The sequence below is a fragment of the Sphingobacterium sp. HSC-15S19 genome (assembly GCF_050433745.1).
GTDB classification, from domain to species: domain Bacteria; phylum Bacteroidota; class Bacteroidia; order Sphingobacteriales; family Sphingobacteriaceae; genus Sphingobacterium; species Sphingobacterium siyangense.
Genome location: NZ_JBNPWQ010000017.1, coordinates 24,731 through 47,252, shown reverse-complemented (window position 1 = coordinate 47,252; position 22,522 = coordinate 24,731). Strand labels below are relative to the sequence as shown.

Below are 22,522 nucleotides of genomic sequence, written 5' to 3'. Positions count from 1 at the left end.
CTATCCCTTATTAAACATATTTCCGATCTCTTTGCTAATTTTTCTAAAGATTGGAGCTGCTTCAACATCTTCATACTCGTCGATGTGTGCATTTTCCACTCTACTAGGAAACACTAAAACAAGATTTTCGTTTGCATAAATACGATCTAATTTCTTTGCTACCCCATCTAGAGAATCACGATAGGAAACTTCTCCATTTCTGGCCGAAACAAAAATAAACATCGCATCTTCTTCCTTAAACGCTTTAAGGCCCTGCAAATTGTCCCAGGCATCGTAATACTCAAAGGTGACAGGAACAGAATTTTTCAGCTCAACAAGATGTTCTTTAATGGCGGCAGCAGAGCGTTCATCAACAACAAATGTTACCGGAACGGATAGCTCCTGCGCCAGTTTAACAACCTTCTCCAGCCAATACTCGAACCCAAATTCTGCCTCGCACATGGGTGGTGCAAAAACGACAATGGATTTATTAGAAATAAAAGGTTTTTTAAAATGACATAACATCACATTAGCCGAGGTTCTGTTTAAGATACTTTCCGTTTTTTCTCCAACAAACTTATCCATAAAATTGGCCGCACTCGGCCAGCCCAAAACAATACAATTGGCAGAAACTTCTTTTGCCGACCGTGCAACCCCGCTAGCAATGTTTAAATCTATTGTGGCACTGATATTAACATTGGTTTCACTACCCGAAGCATACCTGACCATGTTATCCAGGTTCTTCCGTGCTTTGGACATGTTTAATTGAGCCTGCTCATTATCCTTCACAACGGACACGATATTGACTGGATAGGAACATTTCTTACTTTTAATATAGGTTGAAAAATCCAAAATAGGCTCCATATTATCCATGTTAGCGATAGATATCAAGATGTTTTCATCTTTTTCCTTCACCACATCTGTATGTTCTTCGTCCTGTTCACCATCCATAACCACTTTACGCGAGGCATTCCCTGTAACCACTGTAGCGACAATACAGGTAACCAAAATCAACAGAATCGTACCATTAAGCACATTCTCATCGATAATACCGTTCTTATGTCCAACCATGATTACAGCTAGTGTTGCAGCAGCATGAGCACTACTTAAACCAAATATCAGATTGCGCTGACCACGGCTATATTTAAAAACGAGCTGCGTCAACCATGCGGCCACATATTTACCGACGATAGCCACAACGGTCAGTGTTCCAGCAATAATAAGTGCCTGCGGCCCCTTCAAAATCACGCTGACATCGACAATCATCCCCACAGATATCAAGAAGAAAGGAATAAAAATCGCATTGCCGATAAACTCAATTCGGTTCATCAAAGCGGAAGAGTGTGGTATCAGTTTGTTGAGAGCCAGACCGGCAACGAAAGCCCCAATAATAGGCTCAAGGCCGGCAATTTCCGCTAAAAATGCAGCAAAAAACACGACAGAGAGCACGAAGATATAATTGGATGTCTTCTCACTCCCCAAGCGTTCAAAAAACCATTTTGCAATCCTTGGAATAACACCAAACATGATAAACAGGAAAATAGCAAAGGAAATCGTCAGGGTAATCCAAAATTCATTGCCAATATTTCCCTGAGAAACGCCGGTAATCACCGCAAGAATAATCAGCACGGCCGTATCCGTCAGGATTGTTCCACCTATCGTGATCGCAACAGCCTCCATTTTAGAAATACCATAGCTATTTACGATGGGATAAGAAACCAGCGTATGGGTAGCAAACATGCTTGATATCAACAAACTCGGTAAAACACCGTAGCCCAGTAAAAAATGACAAACAGGATAGCCAATACTGATCGGAACAATAAATGTTAAAAAGCCAAAAAGTAAACTCTTATTCTTGGTCTTTTTAAACTCATTCATATCCAACTCCAAACCAGCAATAAACATGATATAGAGCAGGCCTATTGTTGAAAACAGTGTGATAGCCGAGTTTTTTTCCAACCAGTTGAGTCCATGTGGTCCAATAATAACACCAGATATAATCAATCCAATAATACCCGGAACCTTAATCGGTCGCAGTACGATCGGTGATAACAGGATAATAAAAAGTACCAGCGAAAATATAAGTACAGGATTTTGTAAAGGCGCTTCGAAAGCGTGAGAAATATGCTCAAAAGTTTTATTCATAAGTGCTTGTATACTAGCCGTAATATGTATATACTTATTTTTCTATACAGCTCGAAAAATAGTTAACAGCACTAAAAATACGATTTTTTCAAGAAAGCGAAGCCTAAAAGTAGTGTTACTTAAAAGAAATGGCTTTGATCGGACTAATCTTGGTAATTAGCATTGACGGAATAAATAATGAGATCATTCCGATAAACACGACAGCCAAATTGACCAAAATCACATCAGACCATTGAAGTTGAACGGCCACATAGGAGATATAGTAGGTGTTCTCATCCAATTTAAAGAAATGGGTAAAATCCTGAAAAAAGTAAAAACCTAAGCCAATAAGATTACCGATTAATAATCCCAGACCGATGAGGTACAAGGCACTGTACATGAAGACGCGGCGAATTCCGGCATTGTGATACCCCAATGCCTTTAAGATACCGATCATTGAAGTCCGCTCAAGAATGGTGATCAGCAAGGCGGAGATCATATTGATAATAGCAACAACCGTCATCAGTATAAAAATGATTTTGGTGTTCATGTCAAGCAATTCCAGCCACTGAAAAATATCAGGGACCTGATCCTTGATATTGATTGCCTGCATATCGATAGGCAACAGATCTTCAACCTTGTTCGTTGTCTGTTCGAGCTGACTAAAATCTTTAACCCGAATCTCATAGCCCCCTACTTCATGATCATCGAGGTTGCTTAGTTTACGAATGACATTGAGAGACCCGATCACATAAACCTTATCTAATTCTTCGGAGCCTGTATTAAAAATGCCCTTAATGACAAATTTACGTTTACGTATAGGATCCTGCACGAAATACATAATAAAATCGTCACCGACTTTTAGGAGCAGTCGATCTGCGAGATACTTGGACACCAAAATCTGATTATCCGCATTATCCGATTTAAAGTCTATCATGCTCCCTTCCACCAGCATACGCTGAAAGGGCTGCTGATTATACAAGGAATCGATACCTTTGAGAACCACTCCTTCAACTTCATCGTTGACATTAATGATGCCGGCCTTGGTCGCAAAGGAACTGATTGAGTTGACTTGGGGAATCGCTAATATGGACTTACGGACCTCCGGTGTAAGTGTTATGGGTGAATTCTCGTAAGACTTATTCAGGTCGTAACGTAAAACCAATACATCGGCAAAAAAACTCCGTTGCTTACTGATAATCTCTCCCTTAAATCCGCGCAATACCGCAATAGATATGATAATCGCTGCAATAGCAAGAGCAATTGCACCAATAGTCACCCGAACGATCAATTTTGAGAACGTTCTTTTTCCAGAAAATGCGATCCGATTTGCTAAAAAATAAGGAAAATTCAAGCTTTCAATATATTTATGTAACTTCGCAAAGTTATAAAAATTTGTTATTTACAAAACTGAAATGACAAATAATTAGGCGTTTTTCAGTAGGCTATTCAACAAGGAGGCCCCTATACTGGTTTAAAGAGTTTTATAAAAATTACAAGTATTATGCGTATTATTTTCATGGGTACTCCCGATTTTGCTGTAGCTTCACTTGAAGCACTGATTCAGTCTGGCGAACAAGTTGTCGCTGTGGTTACGGTACCGGACAAACCTGCAGGACGTGGACAAAAAATACATGAATCTGCTGTGAAAATATTTGCTACGCAACATAATATCCCAGTTCTTCAACCAGTGAAACTCCGTGATGAGGCATTTTTAGATGAACTGAAAAGTTTTCAGGCGGACCTACAGGTTGTGGTAGCATTCCGCATGCTTCCTGAGATCGTCTGGAATATGCCTAAATTTGGAACAATCAATGTCCACGCCTCACTCCTTCCACAATACCGGGGGGCAGCACCGATAAATCATGCAATCATCAATGGAGAGAAAGAATCGGGCGTAACGACATTTTTACTGCAGCACGAAATCGACACGGGAAACATCTTATTGTCGAAAAAAGTTGCCATCAAAGAAACAGACAATGCGGGTGATCTTCACGATAACCTCATGGTTGCCGGAGCAGAAACTCTCCTGCAAACCATTCAGCAATTAAAGGCTGGAGCCTTGCAGCCCAAACCTCAAGACGTCCTTCTCACAACGGAGCCGCTCAAACATGCGCCAAAAATTTTCAAAGAAGACTGTAAAATAAACTGGGATCAGCCCACTGCACAAGTGTATAACTTCATTCGCGGTTTAAGCCCCTATCCAGCGGCATTTACCCTCTTAAATGATAAGGTCCTAAAAATCTATAGCACAGAAAAAGAACTTGTCAATACAGCTACAATACCGGGAACCATAGAAACTGACAAGAAAAGTTTCTTAAAAATTGCGGCGCAAGACGGCTATATTGTCATTTCTGACCTTCAACTCGAAGGGAAGAAAAGAATGAATGTAGTCGATTTTTTAAAAGGCTATCGATTTTAGCCTTTTTCATCACCACCATCATAATATTGCAGCAGATCACCAGGCTGACAGTCTAGCGCCTTGCATATCGCTTCAAGGGTATCTAATCGCAATGCCTTCGCCTTTTGATTCTTGATGATTGAAAGATTGGAAAGGGTAATTCCGACATTGTCACTCAATTGGTTAAGCGACATTTTTTTCTCTTTCATTATTTTATCCAAGTGAATTAAGATTGGCATAATATAATTTTTATTCTTTTAAATTTATTTAATGTCACTAATAAAACAAAAGATCCATCTTTTTGTTTTATCATAAAATTATCATTTTAAAATAAATTTGAGGAATGCATATTGCATAATAAATCAGCTACCGTCGAGTTAAATTGTCTAGAATAAGAAAAAAAAATTAAACCCTTTAGCACTTTAAATATCAAACAGTTGAATATTACAGCAACAGATAAGAAGAAAAAAAATATTAAAATGGAATAGTTTTTGATGATTAAAAATTGAAACTCAAAAAAACCTAACTCATTAAATATGAGTGGCTAGATAATCAATTTTCCATTAATAATTCAAAAATTTTTCGTATTTTCGCAAACATTTCTTAGAGAGGAGAATTAATAAAAATTAATGAGACAGCTCAAAATTACACAATCTATCACCAATCGTGAGTCACAGTCTTTGGACAAATACTTACACGAAATTGGTAAAGTAGACTTAATTACAGCAGAAGAAGAAGTAGAATTAGCACAGCGTATCCGCGAAGGCGATCAAGTTGCCTTGGAAAAATTGACTAAAACCAACCTTCGTTTCGTAGTATCAGTAGCAAAACAATATCAAAATCAAGGTTTAACCTTAGGTGATTTAATCAATGAAGGTAACCTGGGCTTAATTAAAGCAGCTAAACGTTTTGACGAGACAAAGGGGTTTAAATTCATTTCTTATGCCGTTTGGTGGATTCGCCAATCTATTCTTCAAGCAATTGCTGAACAATCGCGTATCGTACGTCTGCCATTGAACCAAGTCGGTTCATTGAGCAAAATCAGTAAGGCTTTCTCAAAACTAGAACAAGAATACGAACGGGAACCATCTCCAGAAGAATTGGCGGATATCCTTGAAACCACAGTAGACAAGGTTTCGGATACCCTAAGTAACTCTGGCCGTCACGTATCTATGGACGCTCCCTTTGTTCAAGGTGAAGAAAACACACTTTTGGACGTTTTGGAGAACCATGATCCAGACACAGACAGTTCTTTGATTGATGAGTCTCTATCAGAAGAAATCAAACGATCATTGGCAACATTGACAGAAAGAGAACGTGAAATTATCGTACTTTTCTTCGGCTTAGGTTCCAATCACCAATTGTCGTTAGAGGAAATCGGAGAGAAATTCAATTTGACACGTGAACGTGTTCGTCAGATCAAAGATAAAGCTCTTCAGCGTTTGAGACACACTTCAAGAAGCAAAATCTTAAAATCCTATTTGGGTTAACAAGAGATACTTATTAGACATTTTGGCAATCCCAATCAGAAATGGTTGGGATTTTTTTTGTCCATAATTTTTTGTCCAATAGAAAAAGGGTTGCCTACTGAGCAGCCAACCCTTTTTCTATTTTCCAAGATTCCTGTTATTTAGAATCCGGCATCAAGATAAATTCAAAAAGTCGATCTCTTTTCAAATATTTCCCGGCAACGTCCTGCACTGACTTTGAAGTTACCTTCTTCAAATTGTCTATTCTTCGTGTATATCGCGTAAGATCAAGATCATTCTGATATGAACTTGATATGTAATTCAGCCAATAGCCATTTTCACGAAGATTTAACTCATTTTGTCGCTGTTGTTCTGCTAGGAACTTCTCAATATCTCCATTTTCGGGGCCCTGTTCCTGAATCTTTTTCACCTCATCCAATGCCGAAGCAATTAAAGCATCAGCCTTATCTACTGCGGAACCAAAACCAATGGAGAAAGCATAACGCGCTTTTGGCAGCTTACTAAAACTAGCCCGAGCACCCACTCCATAAACACCACCTTCTTTTTCCCGGAGTCTTTCAAGCAATTTGATCGTCAAAACACTCTCCAAGGCTTCCATATTAACATTTTCAGTTTCATTATAGGTATAGTCCCCATAGTAGGCCAATTGCGTACTTGCCTTTTCTTCTTTTCCCTTATGAACAACCACGCGCTCTCCCTTGCTCGGCTCCAGAATATTTAAATCCTTATAGCTCTCCCCTCTTTTAAGGGCCGGCAACGAGGCAAGATAGGTTTCTAAATAAGGCTTGATCTGATTCTCGTCAAATGACCCCACAATTGTAAACACAAAATCCGAAGCATCCGCAAATCGTTCTTTGTAGATTGCCAAAGCACGCTCCCGATCAATTTTATTGATCGTTTCTACGGTTGGGTTTTGCCGACGGACATTGTTGCCATAAAGCACTTCTTTCACTTTATCCGAGAATACATTATTTGGATTGCTCAATCTATTTTCCAAAGATCCTTTTGCCCGGGTCATGGTACTCTGGAAAATATCCTCGTCCAAGCGAGGTTCGGTAAAATAACCATAAATCAATTCAAAAGCATTCTTCAATCCTTCTTTATCTGTGCTACCTGAGATACCTTCGTAGCGTTCAGAAATGTACGGAGAGATGGAAACATCTTTTCCCGAAAGATACTTCGTAAGCTCAACGTTGTTCATTTGTCCAACGCCGCTTGCATCAATTAAAGAGGATGCATTAGAGGCCGAAAAGTAATCTGCATCGTTATAGCCAGATGTTCCACCTGGACTATACGCCATAATCTGTATCTCATCATTTTTAAAGTCCGTAGGCTTTAAGATCACTTTAACACCATTGCTTAAGGTCAATTCTTTCGCTTGAACTGCGTCAATATTTCTTGACGATACAACAGCGCCTTTCACCGGTTCTTTTGAAAGCAAGGGAAGATTGGACACTTTATCTTCATAAGCTGTCACAGGAGTCTCTTCAACTGCTTTTACCCAGCTCATTACGGTAGACTCAGCCGGTAAGTTGGCCTTATCCTTCTCTGGCCCCATAACCAAAACATCGCGGTTCAGATCGGTATAATATTTTTTCACCAAGCCATTTACTTCTGACAGCTTCAACGTTGGCAACAGCTGTTTAGTCAAACGATAGGCGTTTTCATTACTTAAAGCGGGTTCATCATCAATAAAATAATTTAGATAACGGTTGACGTAACTATCCGATTTCTTTTTGTCACGCTCGATAAAAGACATCTCGTTACCTTTTTTCATATCTGCGATGGCACGATCCAACTCCGTCTGTGTAAAACCGTATTTTTGAATACGCTCAAATTCTGTTAGCATCGCCTTAAATCCGGATTCCAACTCGCCCGGTTTTGGGACCACCAGCAATGAAAAAGTATTAAGGTTAGCAACAAAATCGCTGATACTTCCACCTGCCTGCATAAAAGGAGGGTTCGGTTGCTGCATCAATTCAGAAAAACGACCTGCGATCATCTGATTGAAAACACTCTTCAACAGCTCGTTTCTATAATCTCCTACAGTGGAAACTTTTTCTTTTTCACTTTTAATCAAAATCTGCGCGACGGTATAAGGCAGTTCCGGATCTGAAATTGCCAAGAACTGGTTCTTGTTTAACAAATCAACACGATATTTTTTACGCTCCAATGCTTTTTTTGGCATTTTCATATCGGAAAACATAACTTTCACCCTTTCTTCCATTTCCTTAGGATCAATATCGCCAACAATGATTAGAGCCTGTAAATCTGGGCGATACCAGTCTTGGTGGAATTTGCGTATTTCTGTATAAGGAAATGTTTTCAGGATCTGTTCAGTTCCGATAGGCAAACGTTTGGAGTAAAGGGATCCATTGAGCAACATCGGAAAGTATTGATCCTGTAAACGCTGCTGCACTCCTCTTCCACCACGTTTTTCTTCGAGGATAACGCCTCGCTCTTTATCAATTTCTTCGCCATCCAACAAAGCATCCTGAGCCCAGTCGCGCATCACCTGTAAACCATTTTTTAAAAGTTCAGGATCATCAGAAGGAATTGGTAGCTGATAAACTGTCTGATCAAAGCTCGTATAGGCATTCAGATCCGAGCCAAATCGAACTCCTGCCTTTTGCAAGTAGTTAACCAATTCATTCTTTGGAAAATGCTTCAGGCCATTGAAGTTCATATGCTCTAAAAAATGTGCCAAACCAAGCTGTTTTTCATTTTCCAGAATGGAGCCGGCCTTCATGCCCAAATACATGGTGACACGCCCCTTAGGCTCGCTATTTTTACGAATGAAGTATGTAAATCCATTTTTCAGCTTCCCCGTGATGACTTCGTTGTCGAAGGGTAATTTTTGATTCAGGGCCAAACTATCTTGGGATAGAATCGCCCGTGCTTCCGCGGTTAACGTAGTTGGCTTTTTTGCTTCTGCTATATAGAATGTAGCCGGTAACAGAAAAGCTAATGCAAGTGGTTTAATGAATTTCATACAAAAAAATGTCTTTTTTTAGTCAGTTATTTTTGCTAATTGTTATATATTAGGGTAAACGGAACTGGAGATCAATTGTCCCAATAAATAGTAAAATACAGATCAATACTTTTTTCATTATCCAAGGAGGAATCGGGTCCCTCCATTAGGGAACGTCTCTTTGTGTTATTTATAATCTGTAAAAATTCCATCTAAAAATACAGAATAACTTTCGAAAAGAACAACAGTTAATTGTAATTTTGTTGCAAATGGATTTTGAAAACTGGAGTGATATAAAAAAGGAATTCGAACAATTCTTAAAGTTCGAAAGAGGCTTGAGCATTAATTCAATTGATGCTTACTTAAATGATGTATCCAAATTTCAGATCTACTGTGAAGACAATCATTTGGTTTTAAATACCGTAACGAGAAAGAATATACAGGAGTTTTTGGCTTGGTTGCAGGAATTTAATATTTCGCCCTTCACACAATCCAGGTTGATATCTGGCCTTAAGACATTCTTTAGCTTTTTGATGATCGAGCATGAATTCGTCAACAATCCGACCGATCTCCTTCAGGCGCCACGCTTGGCACGCAAGCTGCCCAGCGTTTTGAGCATACAGGAGATCGATCAATTAATCTCGGCAATCGATCTTTCTTCACCCGAAGGTGAACGTAATAAAACGATCATCGAAATCTTATACGGATGTGGTCTCCGTGTTTCCGAACTTGTCACCCTCAAAATATCAAACCTTTTTTTAGATGTAGAATTTATCAAAGTTGAGGGCAAGGGAAGCAAAGAACGCCTAATTCCAATTGGCCAACACGCCATTAAACACCTTCGCATCTACTTAGAAACGGTCAGACCTCATATCAAGATTAAGGCCGGAAATGAAGATATTGTATTCCTCAACAGAAGAGGCGCCGCATTATCGCGGGTTATGATCTTCTTGATCATTAAGGAACTTGCCTCAAAAATCGGGTTACAAAAAACCATCAGCCCACATACTTTTAGACATAGCTTTGCATCACACCTGGTGGAAGGCGGTGCCGACTTAAGAGCTGTACAAGATATGCTCGGTCATGAAAGTATTACCACGACCGAAATATATACACACATCGATAGGGACTACCTTCATTCCATTATTACGCAATATCACCCCAGATCTTAACTATATCGATTCCTCCTGCTTGGACATTCGAATAAGATGTGCCAAATTTTTCAACACACGATCGTGTTTCAAAACGAATGGATTGTTTTTATCCCACACGTATCCCGCTAATATTGCACAAATGCTACGTTTCACCTCCGGGTTTTCGGGTTGATGATAAAATAACTCCTGCAGATTGCCTGTATACCATTCCTGTATATATGTTGTAAAAACTGCAATCCCATCTTTCATATAGTCTTCAAATTCTGACTGCCAATCCACTGTTTCACCCTGGATCTGCCTTAAAGCTAACTTCGCCGCCAAAATACCAGATTCTGTAGCGAAACACACACCGGAAGAAAAAACAGGATCCAGGAATTCGGAACTATTGCCGGTCAAGGCATACCCTGGCCCATACATTTTACTCACCGCGGTAGAATAATTACTCAACTTACGGGGTTCAAAAACAAAAGGGACATCACCAAACCGCTTAACATAGTAATCGGACAGTTGAATAGCCCTATTTAGTGCTGTAGTGGTATCTTCGCCCAGGCTTTCGATGAACGAAGTTGGCCCCACAATTCCAACAGAAGTATTGCCATTGGAAAATGGAATTACCCACAACCAAACCTGCGTTTCCAATATATCAAAAGAAATCAGACTACCTTCTTGCCCTAGCGGTCGATTAACGTCATTGACATGGCTGAATATCGCCGAATGAGGGCTTAAACGTGAGGGTTGGTCCAAATTTAGCATGCGAGGCAAAACGCGACCATAACCCGAACAATCGATCAGAAAGTTTGCCTCTATTTTTGTTTCAACACCTTGGCTATCGCATACCGTAGTGATCGATTTTGCACCATCAAATTGTACGTCAGTTACTTCTGTACCGAAGGAAAGATCTACCCCTTTACGCATAAGCTCATTCGCCATTTCCTGATCAAAATCAGCTCTCGGTATCTGCCAGGTCCAATCCCAACCTTCGGAAAATTTATCTGAAAAATCGAAAATACAGACTTCCTTCCCGCGTATAAACCGCGCTCCAAATTTCTTTTCGAAACCTTGTGCATCCAACGCATCAAACAGCCCAGCTTCATCAAAATGATCCATCACGCGCGGTATTAGACTCTCTCCTACCACGATTCTCGGAAACTGGCTTTTTTCGACAACCTTTACCCTTGCCCCTTGTTTTTGTAAATACCCAGCAGCAACCGAACCGGAAGGTCCCGCCCCGATGATCAAAATGTCAACCTGTTCAACGTTCATTATACGCTTTGATTAAAAGAAAAAAATATTAATTTCGTGCCTGATTAATAATTGCCAAATCTATTCACAAAAAATAAAATAAAAAAAACAATTTCGAGAGTTTTTCAAAATTGCTATCCCATAAATCATGAGCTTACTCACCAACCATTTAGATTTAAAACAGTTTATCCAAATAACCTACGGAAACGAAAAATTGGATATCGATGACGATATTTGGGAAAAAGTAGATGCTAGCCACAATTTTCTTCAGAAATTTGCTGAAAACAAAGTAATTTATGGTGTCAATACCGGTTTTGGCCCCATGGCTCAATATCGGATTAAAGACGAAGACCGCACTAAACTTCAATACAATCTAATTCGCAGCCATGCCTCAGGAACAGGACGACTTCTTGATCCGCTTCAGGTAAAAAGCACGATTTTAGCACGCTTAAATACATTAACCCTCGGTTATTCAGGAGTCCATAAGTCCACCATTGCTTTGATGAAAGAATTGATCAACCGCAATATTTATCCCGTTATTTTTGCACACGGTGGTGTCGGTGCCAGTGGTGATCTCGTACAGCTCGCACATTTGGCCCTCGTATTAATTGGTGAGGGTGAGGTAATGTATAAAAACGAACGAATTCCAACTCAACAAGCTTTTGATGCTGAAGGTCTTGCCCCTATTCAGATTGTTCTACGTGAAGGCTTGGCACTGATCAATGGGACTTCGGTCATGACAGGGATTGGCATACTAAACTGGAACCATGCGCAAAAAGCCTTATCTTGGTCCATCAAAGCAGCCTGTGCAATCAACGAAATCGTTCAAGCTTATGACGATCATTTTTCGGAAGCGTTAAATCAAAGCAAAAAGCATCCTGGACAACAAGCTATTGCCAAAAAGATGCGCAGTCACCTTGCGAGCAGTAAGTTGATTCGAAAACGCGAAGACCACCTCTATACTAGTGAAAATCAAGAAGATATTTTCAAAGACAAAGTACAGGAATATTATTCCGTCCGTTGTGTTCCGCAAATATTGGGTCCGGTTTCGGATACCATTAACAATGTGGGTACCGTGCTTGAGCATGAACTAAATTCAGCCAACGACAATCCCATCGTTGATCTAAACGATCAACATGTGTACCATGGCGGCAATTTTCATGGCGACTATATTTCACTGGAAATGGATAAACTTAAATTGGTTATGACCAAGATGACAATGCTTGCGGAAAGACAATTGAATTATCTACTCAACAGCAAGATCAATGAGATTTTCCCGCCTTTCGTAAATTTAGGCACATTAGGACTAAATTTTGGCATGCAGGGTGTCCAATTTACGGCAACATCCACAACAGCGGAATCCCAAGCGCTAAGCACTTCGCTCTACATCCATAGCATTCCCAACAATAATGACAACCAAGATATTGTCAGCATGGGTACGAATGCAGCAATGTCATGCAGTCAGGTCATCGAAAATTCCTTTGAAGTGCTGGCGATAGAATTTATTACTTTAGCACAGGCAATTGACCATTTAGGTTGTCAGGAAAAATTAGCAAAAGAAACACTATCTTGGTATATGGACCTGCGTAATTTGTTTCCGGCCTTTGCCGAGGATCAAGTGATGTATCCGATTATTAAAAAAGTAAAAGAATACTTAATCAATAAAAATCATGATTAAAAGGCTCACATTCGGCGGATTATTTATACTATCATGCACCTTCGCATCTGCGCAACAATTGGCGCGGGTACAAGAAAAGGGACTTGTCGGATTTATCAATAAAGATGGATTATTTCAGATTACACCTCAATTCAAAAATGCTCAAGATCAATCCGAAGGAAAGATTGCTGTTTATGATGGCAGCAGGTGGGGATTTGTAGATAAAGATGCAAATTATATTATTCAACCTCAATACGTCAATGCCAAATCCTTCAGTCAGGGAATGGCGATGGTGAAATCTGCAAGCGGCTGGCTTTACATTGATTCTCTCGGGCAGGAACTGAAGTCGATCTCTAGCAAGCGGGTTTATGAATTCAATGATGGTGTTGCTTTTTATCGTGATGCGACCAATTTAGTAGGTCTCATCAACAACAAACAAGAGGTTGTGCTTCCACCAACTTATGATGTCATCCGTCCATTTAAGGATGGTTACGCTAAAGTCGCCAAAAATAAAAAATGGGGTGTCATTGACAATCAGGGAAAAGAGGTCGTCGCTCCAAATTATGATGATATCGGCGATTTTAATGTTGGATTGGTGTGGGCAAAAAAACAGAACAACTGGTTTCTCGTATCTGGTCAAAAAGAAGTTGCCCTCCCCGGTATTTCAAAAATTGAAAATATTGAAAACCCCGACTTTGTCCTTGTTCAGCAAGGAAATAAAATCGGTTTTATGGCATCGGATGGCAAATGGGTGATACCTGCAACTTATGATGATGCGCGAAATTTTCAGGAAGGTCTAGCGCCAGTGAAATTAAATGGGAAATGGGGATATATTGATACTACAGGTAAATTGGTCATCCCTACTGCCTATCAGGATGCCCTTTCATTTTCTCCGGAGGGCCTCGCTGCAGTTAAAGACAGTAAATGGGGATTCATCGATAAAAATGCCAAAGTTATCATCCCCTTTCAATATGAGATTACTGCGGCGCTAACGTTTAAGAAACAGGAGAAGGGATTTATCGATGGTTTAGCGCGAGTTAAACTCAATGGCAAATGGGGATTTATTGACACCAAAGGAAACCTTTTAGGAAACAAATGGTTTGATAATGCAGAATTATTTCAAAATTAATATACATATTGTAGGATGAAATGCGCTTTAGTTACAGGTGGATCAAGGGGAATTGGCAGGGCAATTTGTCTTAAACTGGCTCAAGAATTGGGCTATCATGTGTTGATCAACTTTCAGCAGAATGAAACTGCAGCATTAGAAACACTTGCTGCTATAGAAGCAAAGGGCGGTAGTGGTTCGCTTCTAAAATTCGACGTCGCAGATAAATCCGCAGTCGACAAGGCCTTATCTACCTGGGAATCGAGCCATCCCGAAGCTAAGCTTGAAGTTATCGTTAATAACGCCGGGATAGCCAAAGATGGCTTATTCATGTGGATGCCAGCAGAAGATTGGTCCTCGGTAATCAACACAACTGTCAATGGTTTCTATCATGTTACCCAATTTTTTATACAGAAACTGTTACGCCAGCGTTATGGTCGTATCATCAATATGATTTCCGTATCCGGTGTAAAAGGTACAGCTGGTCAAACCAACTATTCGGCGGCCAAAGCGGCTTTGCTAGGTGCAACTAAAGCGCTGGCTCAGGAGGTTGCCAAACGGAATATCACCGTCAATGCTGTGGCACCTGGATTTATTCACAGTGACATGACTGCCGATATGGATGAAAAGGAACTAAAAAAATTGATTCCGGCCAATAGATTTGGGGAACCTGAGGAAGTCGCAGACCTCGTCACCTTTTTAGCTTCTTCAAAAGCAGGCTATATTACGGGGGAAGTAATTAATATAAATGGAGGAATTTATTCGTAAATCTATGGAGCAAAGAGTAGTGATCACGGGGATGGGAATATATTCCTGCTTGGGGACATCATTGGAAGAAGTAAAAGATTCTCTGCAACAAGGGAAATCAGGGATTATCTTCGATGAAGAACGAAAAACTTTTGGATTTCGTTCCGCATTAACCGGTGCCGTTCCACAACCAAATTTAAAACATGAATTGAACCGCCGTCAGCGAATATCCATTGGCGAAGAAACAGAATATGCGTATTTGGCTACGATGGAAGCCTTAAAAAATGCAGCCATTGACGATGCTTTTCTCGATGAACATGAAATTGGGATTCTCTATGGAAATGATTCGGTCTCCAAAGCCATTATTGAAGCTGTTGATATTGTACGGGAGAAAAAGGATACCAGCCTGATAGGTTCTGGAGCGATTTTTAAATCAATGAACTCCACGGTAACCATGAATCTCTCCACGATATTCCGTTTAAAAGGCATTAACATGACGATATCCGCCGCCTGTGCCTCCGGATCCCATTCTCTAGGACTTGGATTCAACCTGATTAAAAGTGGCATGCAAGATATGATTATCTGTGGTGGGGCGCAAGAGATCAATAAATATGCCATGGCCAGTTTTGATGGTTTAGGTGTTTTTGGAGATGATACCCTGCCGGCTACAACAGTATCACGTCCCTTTGACAAAGATCGGTCCGGATTGGTACCTTCTGGCGGCGCCGCTACAATAATTATAGAAAGTTATGAATCCGCGGTACGTAGAGGAGCCCCTATCCTAGCGGAAATTGTAGGTTATGGATTTTCATCCAACGGAGGGCATATTTCTACACCGAATGTCGAAGGACCGGCCTTGGCCATGGAACGCGCAATTAAACAAGCTGGCGTTAAACCCTCCGATATTGCCTACATCAACGCACATGCCACATCCACCCCTGTAGGCGATGCCAATGAAGCACAGGCTATCTTGCAGGTATTCGGTGAAAGCCAACCTTTTGTCAGCTCCACAAAATCGATGACAGGCCATGAATGTTGGATGGCGGGCGCCAGTGAGATCATCTATTCCAACATCATGATGTTAAATGGTTTTATGGCTCCAAACATTAATTTTGAAAATCCGGACGAACATTCAGCCAAATTAAATATCGTTAAACAAACCGTATTTAAAGAATTTGACCTATATTTGTCCAATTCTTTTGGCTTTGGGGGAACTAACTCTGCATTAGTCATTAAAAAAATAAACGATTAACTTATAAAAATGATTTCTGAAAAGATTAACGAAATACTTGTTGATGAGTTTGAAGTGGATGTTGATTTAATCCAACCGAATCTAAATTTAAAAGATACATTAAATTTAGACAGTTTGGATTATGTCGATCTTGTCGTTATCATTGAGTCCAATTTTGGTGTCAAATTGGTTGAAGCCGATTTCACAAATATCCAAACCTTCCAAGACTTTTATGACCTCATCAAACGTAAGACAGCTCATAACTAAGTCAATGTTTACCAATGAGTCAGTGGAAAGGACAATCGAAGGGTAGTGTCTTAGGATATCGAATCTTTGTATTCTGTATTCAAAAGCTAGGAATCCGTACAGCTTATCTGCTGCTGGTATTTGTAGCTTTTTATTATTTCCTGACTTCTTGGAGTAGCAACCGGTCGATCTATTATTACCTAAGATATCGATTAAAATATTCACTTCCTTCAACGCTCATTGGATTTTACCGGAGTTACTTTACTTTCGGTCAAATCCTGATCGATAAAACAGCAATAGCTGCGGGTATGCGCAACAGATTTAGCTATGAATTTGACGGTATTGCGATTTTAAAATCTGCCTTGGAGAAAAAAAATGGTGGTATCCTGTTATCAGCACATATCGGTAACTTTGAAATCGCCTCTTATTTCCTGGAGGACATCAATATCGAGAATCAGATTAATCTGGTTATTTCGGACCGCGAACATCAAGCCATCAAATCATACTTGGCAAAAGTATCGCGTAAATCGACTGTAAAATTCATCGTTATCCAAGAAGACCTCTCCCACGTATTTGCCATCAATGAAGCACTTACAAACAATGAACTAATTGTCTTTACAGGTGATCGTTATCTAGAAGGCACCAAAACTCTTTCGGCAGATTTACTGGGCAAAAACACACAATTTCCAGCCGGCCCATTTTTAATCGCTTCCAGGCTCAAGGTTCCTGTTATTTTTGTCTATGTTATGAAAGAACCTAAGCTCCACTATCATCTCTATGCACGCGAAGTGGAAGTGAAACACCGTGACGCTCAGGGCTTACTGCAAACATATTGTCAGTCGCTAACCTATATGATCAAAAAATATCCAATGCAGTGGTTTAACTTCTACGATTTCTGGAAGGACTATTCCCAATAAACATCCACAGTTCTGTTTACAATATTTATCTGAAGGAACAAAAAAATAACACAGCAGAGGCGCTGTGCTAAAACCGATCAAAAGCAATTTTGCGCTACTTGAAACCTATGATTTTATCTTTTAATTAGTACCTTTGAAGGAACTTTTTTAGACAAATGACAGCTGCCCCATTTCCAATAGTCGATAACATATTTTTACAGAATTTATTACCTCATCGTGCTCCGATGGTTATGATTGACTGCCTCTACGATTTCACCGAAAAGACAGTGGCAGCAGGTTTAACTGTTCAAGAAGATAATATTTTTGTGGAAGATGGTATATTATTGGAAGCAGGTATTATTGAGCACATGGCGCAATCCATTGCTTTACATACTGGATACAGCTTTTATATCAAACAACAAACTGCACCTATAGGTTATCTCGGTACAATAAAAAGTATTTCAATAGATTCCTTCCCTCAGGTCGGAGAAAAATTGCTGACTAAAGCAACGATTCTACAAGAGTTTATGGGGGTTACACTCGTTTCCGTAGAAAGCTTTGTCGGAGATCGACAGATCGCTCAAGCTGAAATAAAAAGTGTAATAGCTTCTTCATGATTATGGCAAAAAATAAACGAACTGAACAAGTCAATCAGATTACTTGGACAAGCCCTTTACGTATACGTTTCAATGAAGTCGATTCGTTGGGGATAGTTTGGCATGGCCATTACATCAGTTATTTTGAAGATGGCCGAGAATCTTTCGGCATGGAACATGGACTGACCTATCTAGATATTCATGGCCATGGTTATACAACACCGATCGTGAAGAGTACCTGCGAACATAAACTCCCATTAAAATATGGTGACAATGCACGTATTGAAACATCCCTATTGGATACCAAAGCAGCAAAGATTATTTATCGTTACCGCATCCTAAATGACAACAATCAGGTTGTCTGCCTAGGTGAAACGATCCAGGTATTTTTAGATTCTTCAGGAAACTTACAATTGTATACTCCGGACTTTTTTCAGCAATGGAAAAATCGGCTTGATTTTGTCAGCAAATGAAAAAGGTATATTTAGGCCCATACAATTGTGTATCCCCCATAGGTAATAATCTGGCAGACACCTGGAATGCCCTTGTTAGCGGCAAATCAGGAATCAAGTTGACCGACTTTGCTGAATTGCATGGAGACGTTTACGCCGCTATTGTTGAAGAAGAACAATTGGATCAGCATTTAAACAAATTGCTGCAGGACACACAGCTCCCCTCCGATGCGGCATTCTCAAAACTAGAAAAGCTCATGATAGCCGCATTAGTACCTCTTGTCAAAGCAGTTGTTATTACACAAGAGACTGAATTAATCGTCTCAACAACCAAGGGCAATATCGCGCAATGCGCAGGCGGAGCAAACGATATTGTTGCTGCAAGCCTTCCCGTACTAGCTCAAAAAATAGCCGATTTTTTTGGTTTTAAACGGCCTCCGATAATCATTAGCAATGCCTGTGTATCGGGTCTGCAGGCCATCTCGACCGCTAAACGACTTATACAGATGGATTATTGTAAAGATGCCATTATCGTTGCTGGAGACCTGGTCAGTGAATTTGTCGTTTCAGGATTTAAGTCTTTTCAGGCCCTAAGTAACACGGTATGTAAACCCTATGACGAGTTTAGACAGGGCTTAAATCTCGGCGAAGCAGCGGCAGCAATTCATGTCACCGGCCAAAAATTAACAGATCAAGAATTCTTTATCGCCGGCGAAGCCTCAATCAACGACGCAAATCACATTTCAGGACCATCACGTACAGGCGAAGGACTGAGACTTAGCATCGCATCTGCATTGGCCGAAGCCAAATTAGAACCAAAATCTGTTGATTTTATTTGTGCACATGGAACAGCCACAATTTACAACGATGAAATGGAAGCTGTGGCCATACATCATTCCGGATTAGCCACTAAACCGATCAATAGCTTAAAAGGGTACTTCGGTCATACCTTGGGAACCGCAGGGCTCATCGAGAGTATTATTTCCTTGGAATGCTTACGAAATAATGTACTACTCCCCAGTTTAGGCTATCAAAAACAAGGTACTTCATTACCTCTAGCGGTTGTCACTGAACTATTGGAACAACCCCAACCACTTATTCGCTGCTTAAAAACAGCATCGGGATTTGCTGGCACAAATACAGCCGTATTATTTGAAAGGGAGTTACGATAAGCATGGAACAACACTATCAAATCAGCAGGCATTGCCGCATCGATACACAGGGCGTATATGTTAATGGTGAACAGATTTCAGCAGCAATATCCTCAGATTTTGCAACTTTTTCAAAAGCATTTTACTATTCACTAGAAACGACTTACCCGAAGTTTTTCAAGATGGATAACCTCAGCAAATTAGCTTGGCTAGGAGCTGAATTGCTATTGAAAGAGGAAAAAACAAAGAATATCGGCATTGTCTTGTCGAATAGGCACAGTAGCCTTGATACCGACTTAAAGCACCTTAATACGATCGCAGACAAGGAGCAGTACTATCCCAGTCCTGCTATATTTGTATATACCCTGCCCAATGTCTGTATGGGTGAAATTGCGATTAGGCATAACTTGCAAACGGAAAATATCTTTTTTGTTTCAGCGCAATTCGACAGTCAACTTGCAGTAAATTACTGCAATTACCTCTTAAATTCCAGCAGAGTGGAAAAGGTACTATGCGGTTGGGTCGATTATATGGAAGGAAACTATAAATTGGTTTTGTATCTTGTGGAAAAAACAGGCATTGTAGCACATAATTTAAATGTCGTAAGACAACTAACACAATAAAGAATGGAAGAGTTGAAATCGGAATTAAAAACGAAAATCATTGAAGCCTTAAACTTAGAAGAAGTCACTGTAGATGAAATTGAAGATCAGGCGCCATTATTTGGAGATGGTCTAGGACTAGACTCTATTGATGCCTTGGAGCTGACTGTTTTATTGGATAAGGATTATGGTATTAAAGTTACTGACCCAAAAATCGGAAAGACTATTTTTCAATCCATTGAAACATTGGCAACCTATATTTCAGAAAATAGAACGAAATAAAACATGAAAAATACTATTGCTGTTACTGGAATGGGCATGATTACCGCCATTGGAAATAATGTCGCGCAAAACTATCATTCTTTGCTCCAGAAACAGCATGGTATCAAACCGCTTCAACATATCTCGGGAAAACATCAACATCACACGCTTGTTGGTGAAGTATCGTTAACGAACGAAGCATTAATTGAAAAATTACGTACTGAGGTACCCGACTATTGTTCCCGAACCAGCCTACTTGCCGCAATTGCTGCAAAAGAAGCCATGTCTCAGGCTGGTATTACAGCAGCAGCTGATATGCCAATTGTTCTGGGAACTTCGGTTGCGGGAATGGATATTTTTGAACAACATTTCCCGCATTTACAACAGAACGACACACTCATACAACGCCGGGATGTTGGGGATTCAAGTGCCTTATTGGCCAAAATATTGGGCAGCAATGGTTATGTGACGGCTATTAGTACAGCATGTTCCTCGGCGGCTAATGCCATTGGCTTTGGGGCTCGACTTTTGCGCTCGGGACGCGCAGATCGCGTGTTAGTGGGCGGATCGGATGCCCTGTCAAAATTTACAATCAATGGCTTTGACAGTTTAATGCTCCTGTCCGACCAACTTAATCGCCCCTTTGACAGCAATAGAAAGGGGTTAAACTTAGGTGAAGGTGCAGGTTTTTTAGTGCTTGAATCTACAAGATCCTTAAAAAACACAAAGAAACCCATATTAGGTTACCTGAACGCGTTCAGCAACGCCAATGATGCTTTTCATCAAACCTCCACTTCGGATAGCGGTGAAGGTGCCTATCTCGCTATGCAAGAGGCTCTAAAAATGGCAGAGTTGATACCGAGCGAAATTGATTATATCAATGCACACGGAACGGCGACCGAAAATAATGATCGAACAGAAGCAACAGCGATACAGCGATTATTTAACGATGCGATACCGCCTTTTAGTTCAACCAAATCATATACTGGACATACATTGGGAGCTTCAGCCGGTATTGAGGCAATATATGCACTACTCGCCATTCAGCATCAACTGGCCTTTGCTAATTTAAGATTTGAAAATACCATGGAACAGCCTGCGTTGCCGCCGCTCGCTGAACACCAACGTATTGACATCCGGCATGTACTCAGCAATTCCTTTGGATTTGGCGGTAATTGTTCAAGCTTAATTTTTTCGCATGCATAAAGTATATATTAATTCCGCAAGCATATGCGTTAACAACCTTAGCCTACCAAATAGTCGAGAAAATTGGATCAAGGTTGATCTGCCTAAAATAGACAGTAAGATCCTATCGCCCAACAGTGCAAGGCGAATGTCCAAAGCTGTAAAAATGGGAATTATATGTGCTATGGAAGCACTGCAACAGATTGATCGCAGTGAGCTGGACGGTATCCTCGTTGGAAGTGGAAAAGGCTGTCTAATAGACTCCGATAGATTCTTACAGTCCATTGCTGTTCAACAAGAAGAGTTTTTATCACCGACTGCATTTATCCAGTCGACGCACAATACCGTTGCCGGTCAAATTGCCCTTTTAATCAAAAATACAGGTTATAATATGACCTATTCACAGGGTCGCGTATCATTTGAATCGACCGTATTTGATGCCTATCTACAACTTGTGCTGAACGAACGGAAAACTTTATTGGTCGGTGCCGTTGACGAGCTTTCAGATATCAGTATCGACATCAGCGAGAGCATAGCCAATACAACAGATCAACCGATAACAACAGGAATCCCGCGGACAGAAGGTGCCGGTTTCTTTATTTTCTCCAATCAAAAGAATCAACATACCCTTGGTGAATTGGTTGACATGGTAATTTATCATCCAACAGAAGAGCTCCGACCAGAAAGCCAACTAGCTGCATTTCTTAAAAAAAACAAGCTATCTGCCGAGCAGCTTGACTTGGTTATTTATGGTTCGGCAAAGCCGGAAACCCCATCGGAAATGGAAGCTGAGGCCTTCAACGACTTAGCTAAAATAAACTATCAATCGCAGATAGGATACTTTGACACAGATGTTGTGTTTGCATTCGATTTCGCTTTAAAGCAATTGAATAATCAAACCTTTCGATCGATAGAGAGTCCAATTGGAAATAAGATCGGTGCTTTTCAACATGTACTGATTTGTAATTTTGGAGACCAAAACAGTCTAATGCTGTTATCGAGATGCTAAATTTTAAAAACACAACATAC

At 40.3% G+C, this 22,522-nt stretch carries 21 protein-coding genes; 16 read left to right on the top strand and 5 right to left on the bottom strand.

Annotated features, from left to right (window positions below):
• Complete coding sequence (locus L1283_RS15210) at positions 1-2,124, bottom strand: cation:proton antiporter (RefSeq protein ID WP_075991981.1); 2,124 nt, start codon at positions 2,122-2,124, stop codon at positions 1-3.
• Between the two features lie 115 nt (positions 2,125-2,239).
• Positions 2,240-3,457, bottom strand: a complete 1,218-nt coding sequence (locus tag L1283_RS15205; RefSeq protein ID WP_286848252.1) for an ABC transporter permease — start codon at positions 3,455-3,457, stop codon at positions 2,240-2,242.
• 150 nt (positions 3,458-3,607) lie between these two features.
• Between L1283_RS15205 and fmt the strand changes: the two genes are divergently transcribed.
• Positions 3,608-4,525, top strand: coding sequence for a methionyl-tRNA formyltransferase (fmt, locus tag L1283_RS15200; RefSeq protein ID WP_075991979.1), 918 nt, complete (start codon positions 3,608-3,610; stop codon positions 4,523-4,525).
• Here fmt and L1283_RS15195 read toward each other — a convergent pair.
• Positions 4,522-4,743 carry a helix-turn-helix domain-containing protein gene (locus tag L1283_RS15195; protein WP_046675813.1) on the bottom strand — a complete coding sequence of 74 codons (222 nt, stop codon included), beginning with the start codon at positions 4,741-4,743 and terminating at the stop codon, positions 4,522-4,524. The genes fmt and L1283_RS15195 overlap by 4 nt on opposite strands.
• Positions 4,744-5,133: 390 nt before the next feature.
• Between L1283_RS15195 and L1283_RS15190 the strand changes: the two genes are divergently transcribed.
• The gene (locus tag L1283_RS15190) at positions 5,134-5,994 is read left to right on the top strand and encodes a sigma-70 family RNA polymerase sigma factor (RefSeq protein WP_028068906.1); all 861 of its coding nucleotides are present in this window, start codon (positions 5,134-5,136) and stop codon (positions 5,992-5,994) included.
• A 136-nt stretch (positions 5,995-6,130) separates the two neighbouring features.
• Here L1283_RS15190 and L1283_RS15185 read toward each other — a convergent pair whose 3' ends face one another.
• Entirely contained in the window at positions 6,131-8,986 is a 2,856-nt protein-coding gene (locus tag L1283_RS15185; protein WP_145328521.1) for a M16 family metallopeptidase, read from the bottom strand.
• A gap of 248 nt (positions 8,987-9,234) precedes the next feature.
• On the opposite strand from L1283_RS15185, the gene xerD reads away from it, so the two are divergent.
• Positions 9,235-10,137 (top strand): site-specific tyrosine recombinase XerD, encoded by a 903-nt coding sequence (gene xerD, locus L1283_RS15180; RefSeq protein WP_145328523.1) that lies wholly within the window; start codon positions 9,235-9,237, stop codon positions 10,135-10,137.
• On the opposite strand, the gene L1283_RS15175 is transcribed toward xerD, so the two are convergent.
• A complete protein-coding gene (locus L1283_RS15175; RefSeq protein WP_145328525.1) occupies positions 10,138-11,382 on the bottom strand; it encodes an NAD(P)/FAD-dependent oxidoreductase in 1,245 nt (414 codons plus the stop codon).
• 127 nt (positions 11,383-11,509) lie between these two features.
• On the opposite strand from L1283_RS15175, the gene L1283_RS15170 reads away from it, so the two are divergent.
• The 13 genes from L1283_RS15170 (at position 11,510) to L1283_RS15110 (ending at position 22,502) form a co-directional block, all read left to right on the top strand.
• On the top strand, positions 11,510-13,039 hold the full coding sequence (locus tag L1283_RS15170) for an HAL/PAL/TAL family ammonia-lyase (protein WP_286848253.1): 1,530 nt from the start codon (positions 11,510-11,512) through the stop codon (positions 13,037-13,039).
• Positions 13,032-14,147, top strand: coding sequence for a WG repeat-containing protein (locus L1283_RS15165; protein ID WP_286848254.1), 1,116 nt, complete (start codon positions 13,032-13,034; stop codon positions 14,145-14,147). Before L1283_RS15170 ends, L1283_RS15165 begins: the two co-directional genes overlap by 8 nt.
• 15 nt (positions 14,148-14,162) lie before the next feature.
• A complete protein-coding gene (gene fabG, locus L1283_RS15160) occupies positions 14,163-14,894 on the top strand; it encodes a 3-oxoacyl-ACP reductase FabG (RefSeq protein WP_286733676.1) in 732 nt (243 codons plus the stop codon).
• A gap of 4 nt (positions 14,895-14,898) precedes the next feature.
• Entirely contained in the window at positions 14,899-16,125 is a 1,227-nt protein-coding gene (locus L1283_RS15155) for a beta-ketoacyl-[acyl-carrier-protein] synthase family protein (RefSeq protein WP_075994721.1), read from the top strand.
• Between the two features lie 9 nt (positions 16,126-16,134).
• Positions 16,135-16,371, top strand: coding sequence for an acyl carrier protein (locus L1283_RS15150; RefSeq protein WP_075991971.1), 237 nt, complete (start codon positions 16,135-16,137; stop codon positions 16,369-16,371).
• A gap of 14 nt (positions 16,372-16,385) precedes the next feature.
• Positions 16,386-17,267 (top strand): lipid A biosynthesis acyltransferase, encoded by an 882-nt coding sequence (locus tag L1283_RS15145; RefSeq protein WP_075991970.1) that lies wholly within the window; start codon positions 16,386-16,388, stop codon positions 17,265-17,267.
• A gap of 155 nt (positions 17,268-17,422) precedes the next feature.
• Positions 17,423-17,863: a hypothetical protein gene (locus tag L1283_RS15140; protein WP_075991969.1), complete on the top strand. Its 441-nt coding sequence runs from the start codon at positions 17,423-17,425 to the stop codon at positions 17,861-17,863.
• A gap of 2 nt (positions 17,864-17,865) precedes the next feature.
• Complete coding sequence (locus L1283_RS15135; protein ID WP_083663564.1) at positions 17,866-18,315, top strand: acyl-CoA thioesterase; 450 nt, start codon at positions 17,866-17,868, stop codon at positions 18,313-18,315.
• A complete protein-coding gene (locus L1283_RS15130; RefSeq protein WP_286848257.1) occupies positions 18,312-19,466 on the top strand; it encodes a beta-ketoacyl synthase N-terminal-like domain-containing protein in 1,155 nt (384 codons plus the stop codon). Before L1283_RS15135 ends, L1283_RS15130 begins: the two co-directional genes overlap by 4 nt.
• Positions 19,467-19,468: 2 nt before the next feature.
• Entirely contained in the window at positions 19,469-20,068 is a 600-nt protein-coding gene (locus L1283_RS15125; RefSeq protein WP_145328533.1) for a 3-oxoacyl-ACP synthase, read from the top strand.
• A 3-nt stretch (positions 20,069-20,071) separates the two neighbouring features.
• Positions 20,072-20,329 (top strand): phosphopantetheine-binding protein, encoded by a 258-nt coding sequence (locus tag L1283_RS15120; protein WP_075991965.1) that lies wholly within the window; start codon positions 20,072-20,074, stop codon positions 20,327-20,329.
• A 3-nt stretch (positions 20,330-20,332) separates the two neighbouring features.
• The gene (locus L1283_RS15115) at positions 20,333-21,514 is read left to right on the top strand and encodes a beta-ketoacyl-[acyl-carrier-protein] synthase family protein (protein ID WP_145328535.1); all 1,182 of its coding nucleotides are present in this window, start codon (positions 20,333-20,335) and stop codon (positions 21,512-21,514) included.
• The gene (locus tag L1283_RS15110; RefSeq protein WP_286851089.1) at positions 21,507-22,502 is read left to right on the top strand and encodes a beta-ketoacyl synthase chain length factor; all 996 of its coding nucleotides are present in this window, start codon (positions 21,507-21,509) and stop codon (positions 22,500-22,502) included. The genes L1283_RS15115 and L1283_RS15110 overlap by 8 nt, the downstream gene beginning before the upstream one ends.
• The last annotated feature ends 20 nt before the right edge of the window (positions 22,503-22,522 follow it).

Excerpts from the sequence above, each read along its gene's own strand:
- L1283_RS15210 (WP_075991981.1), bottom strand. The coding sequence starts at position 2,124 with ATGAATAAAACTTTTGAGCATATTTCTCACGCTTTCGAAGCGCCTTTA.
- fmt (WP_075991979.1), top strand. The coding sequence starts at position 3,608 with ATGCGTATTATTTTCATGGGTACTCCCGATTTTGCTGTAGCTTCACTT.
- L1283_RS15195 (WP_046675813.1), bottom strand. The coding sequence starts at position 4,743 with ATGCCAATCTTAATTCACTTGGATAAAATAATGAAAGAGAAAAAAATG.
- L1283_RS15190 (WP_028068906.1), top strand. The coding sequence starts at position 5,134 with ATGAGACAGCTCAAAATTACACAATCTATCACCAATCGTGAGTCACAG.
- L1283_RS15185 (WP_145328521.1), bottom strand. The coding sequence starts at position 8,986 with ATGAAATTCATTAAACCACTTGCATTAGCTTTTCTGTTACCGGCTACA.
- xerD (WP_145328523.1), top strand. The coding sequence starts at position 9,235 with ATGGATTTTGAAAACTGGAGTGATATAAAAAAGGAATTCGAACAATTC.
- L1283_RS15175 (WP_145328525.1), bottom strand. The coding sequence starts at position 11,382 with ATGAACGTTGAACAGGTTGACATTTTGATCATCGGGGCGGGACCTTCC.
- L1283_RS15170 (WP_286848253.1), top strand. The coding sequence starts at position 11,510 with ATGAGCTTACTCACCAACCATTTAGATTTAAAACAGTTTATCCAAATA.
- L1283_RS15165 (WP_286848254.1), top strand. The coding sequence starts at position 13,032 with ATGATTAAAAGGCTCACATTCGGCGGATTATTTATACTATCATGCACC.
- fabG (WP_286733676.1), top strand. The coding sequence starts at position 14,163 with ATGAAATGCGCTTTAGTTACAGGTGGATCAAGGGGAATTGGCAGGGCA.
- L1283_RS15155 (WP_075994721.1), top strand. The coding sequence starts at position 14,899 with ATGGAGCAAAGAGTAGTGATCACGGGGATGGGAATATATTCCTGCTTG.
- L1283_RS15150 (WP_075991971.1), top strand. The coding sequence starts at position 16,135 with ATGATTTCTGAAAAGATTAACGAAATACTTGTTGATGAGTTTGAAGTG.
- L1283_RS15145 (WP_075991970.1), top strand. The coding sequence starts at position 16,386 with ATGAGTCAGTGGAAAGGACAATCGAAGGGTAGTGTCTTAGGATATCGA.
- L1283_RS15140 (WP_075991969.1), top strand. The coding sequence starts at position 17,423 with ATGACAGCTGCCCCATTTCCAATAGTCGATAACATATTTTTACAGAAT.
- L1283_RS15135 (WP_083663564.1), top strand. The coding sequence starts at position 17,866 with ATGGCAAAAAATAAACGAACTGAACAAGTCAATCAGATTACTTGGACA.
- L1283_RS15130 (WP_286848257.1), top strand. The coding sequence starts at position 18,312 with ATGAAAAAGGTATATTTAGGCCCATACAATTGTGTATCCCCCATAGGT.
- L1283_RS15125 (WP_145328533.1), top strand. The coding sequence starts at position 19,469 with ATGGAACAACACTATCAAATCAGCAGGCATTGCCGCATCGATACACAG.
- L1283_RS15120 (WP_075991965.1), top strand. The coding sequence starts at position 20,072 with ATGGAAGAGTTGAAATCGGAATTAAAAACGAAAATCATTGAAGCCTTA.
- L1283_RS15115 (WP_145328535.1), top strand. The coding sequence starts at position 20,333 with ATGAAAAATACTATTGCTGTTACTGGAATGGGCATGATTACCGCCATT.
- L1283_RS15110 (WP_286851089.1), top strand. The coding sequence starts at position 21,507 with ATGCATAAAGTATATATTAATTCCGCAAGCATATGCGTTAACAACCTT.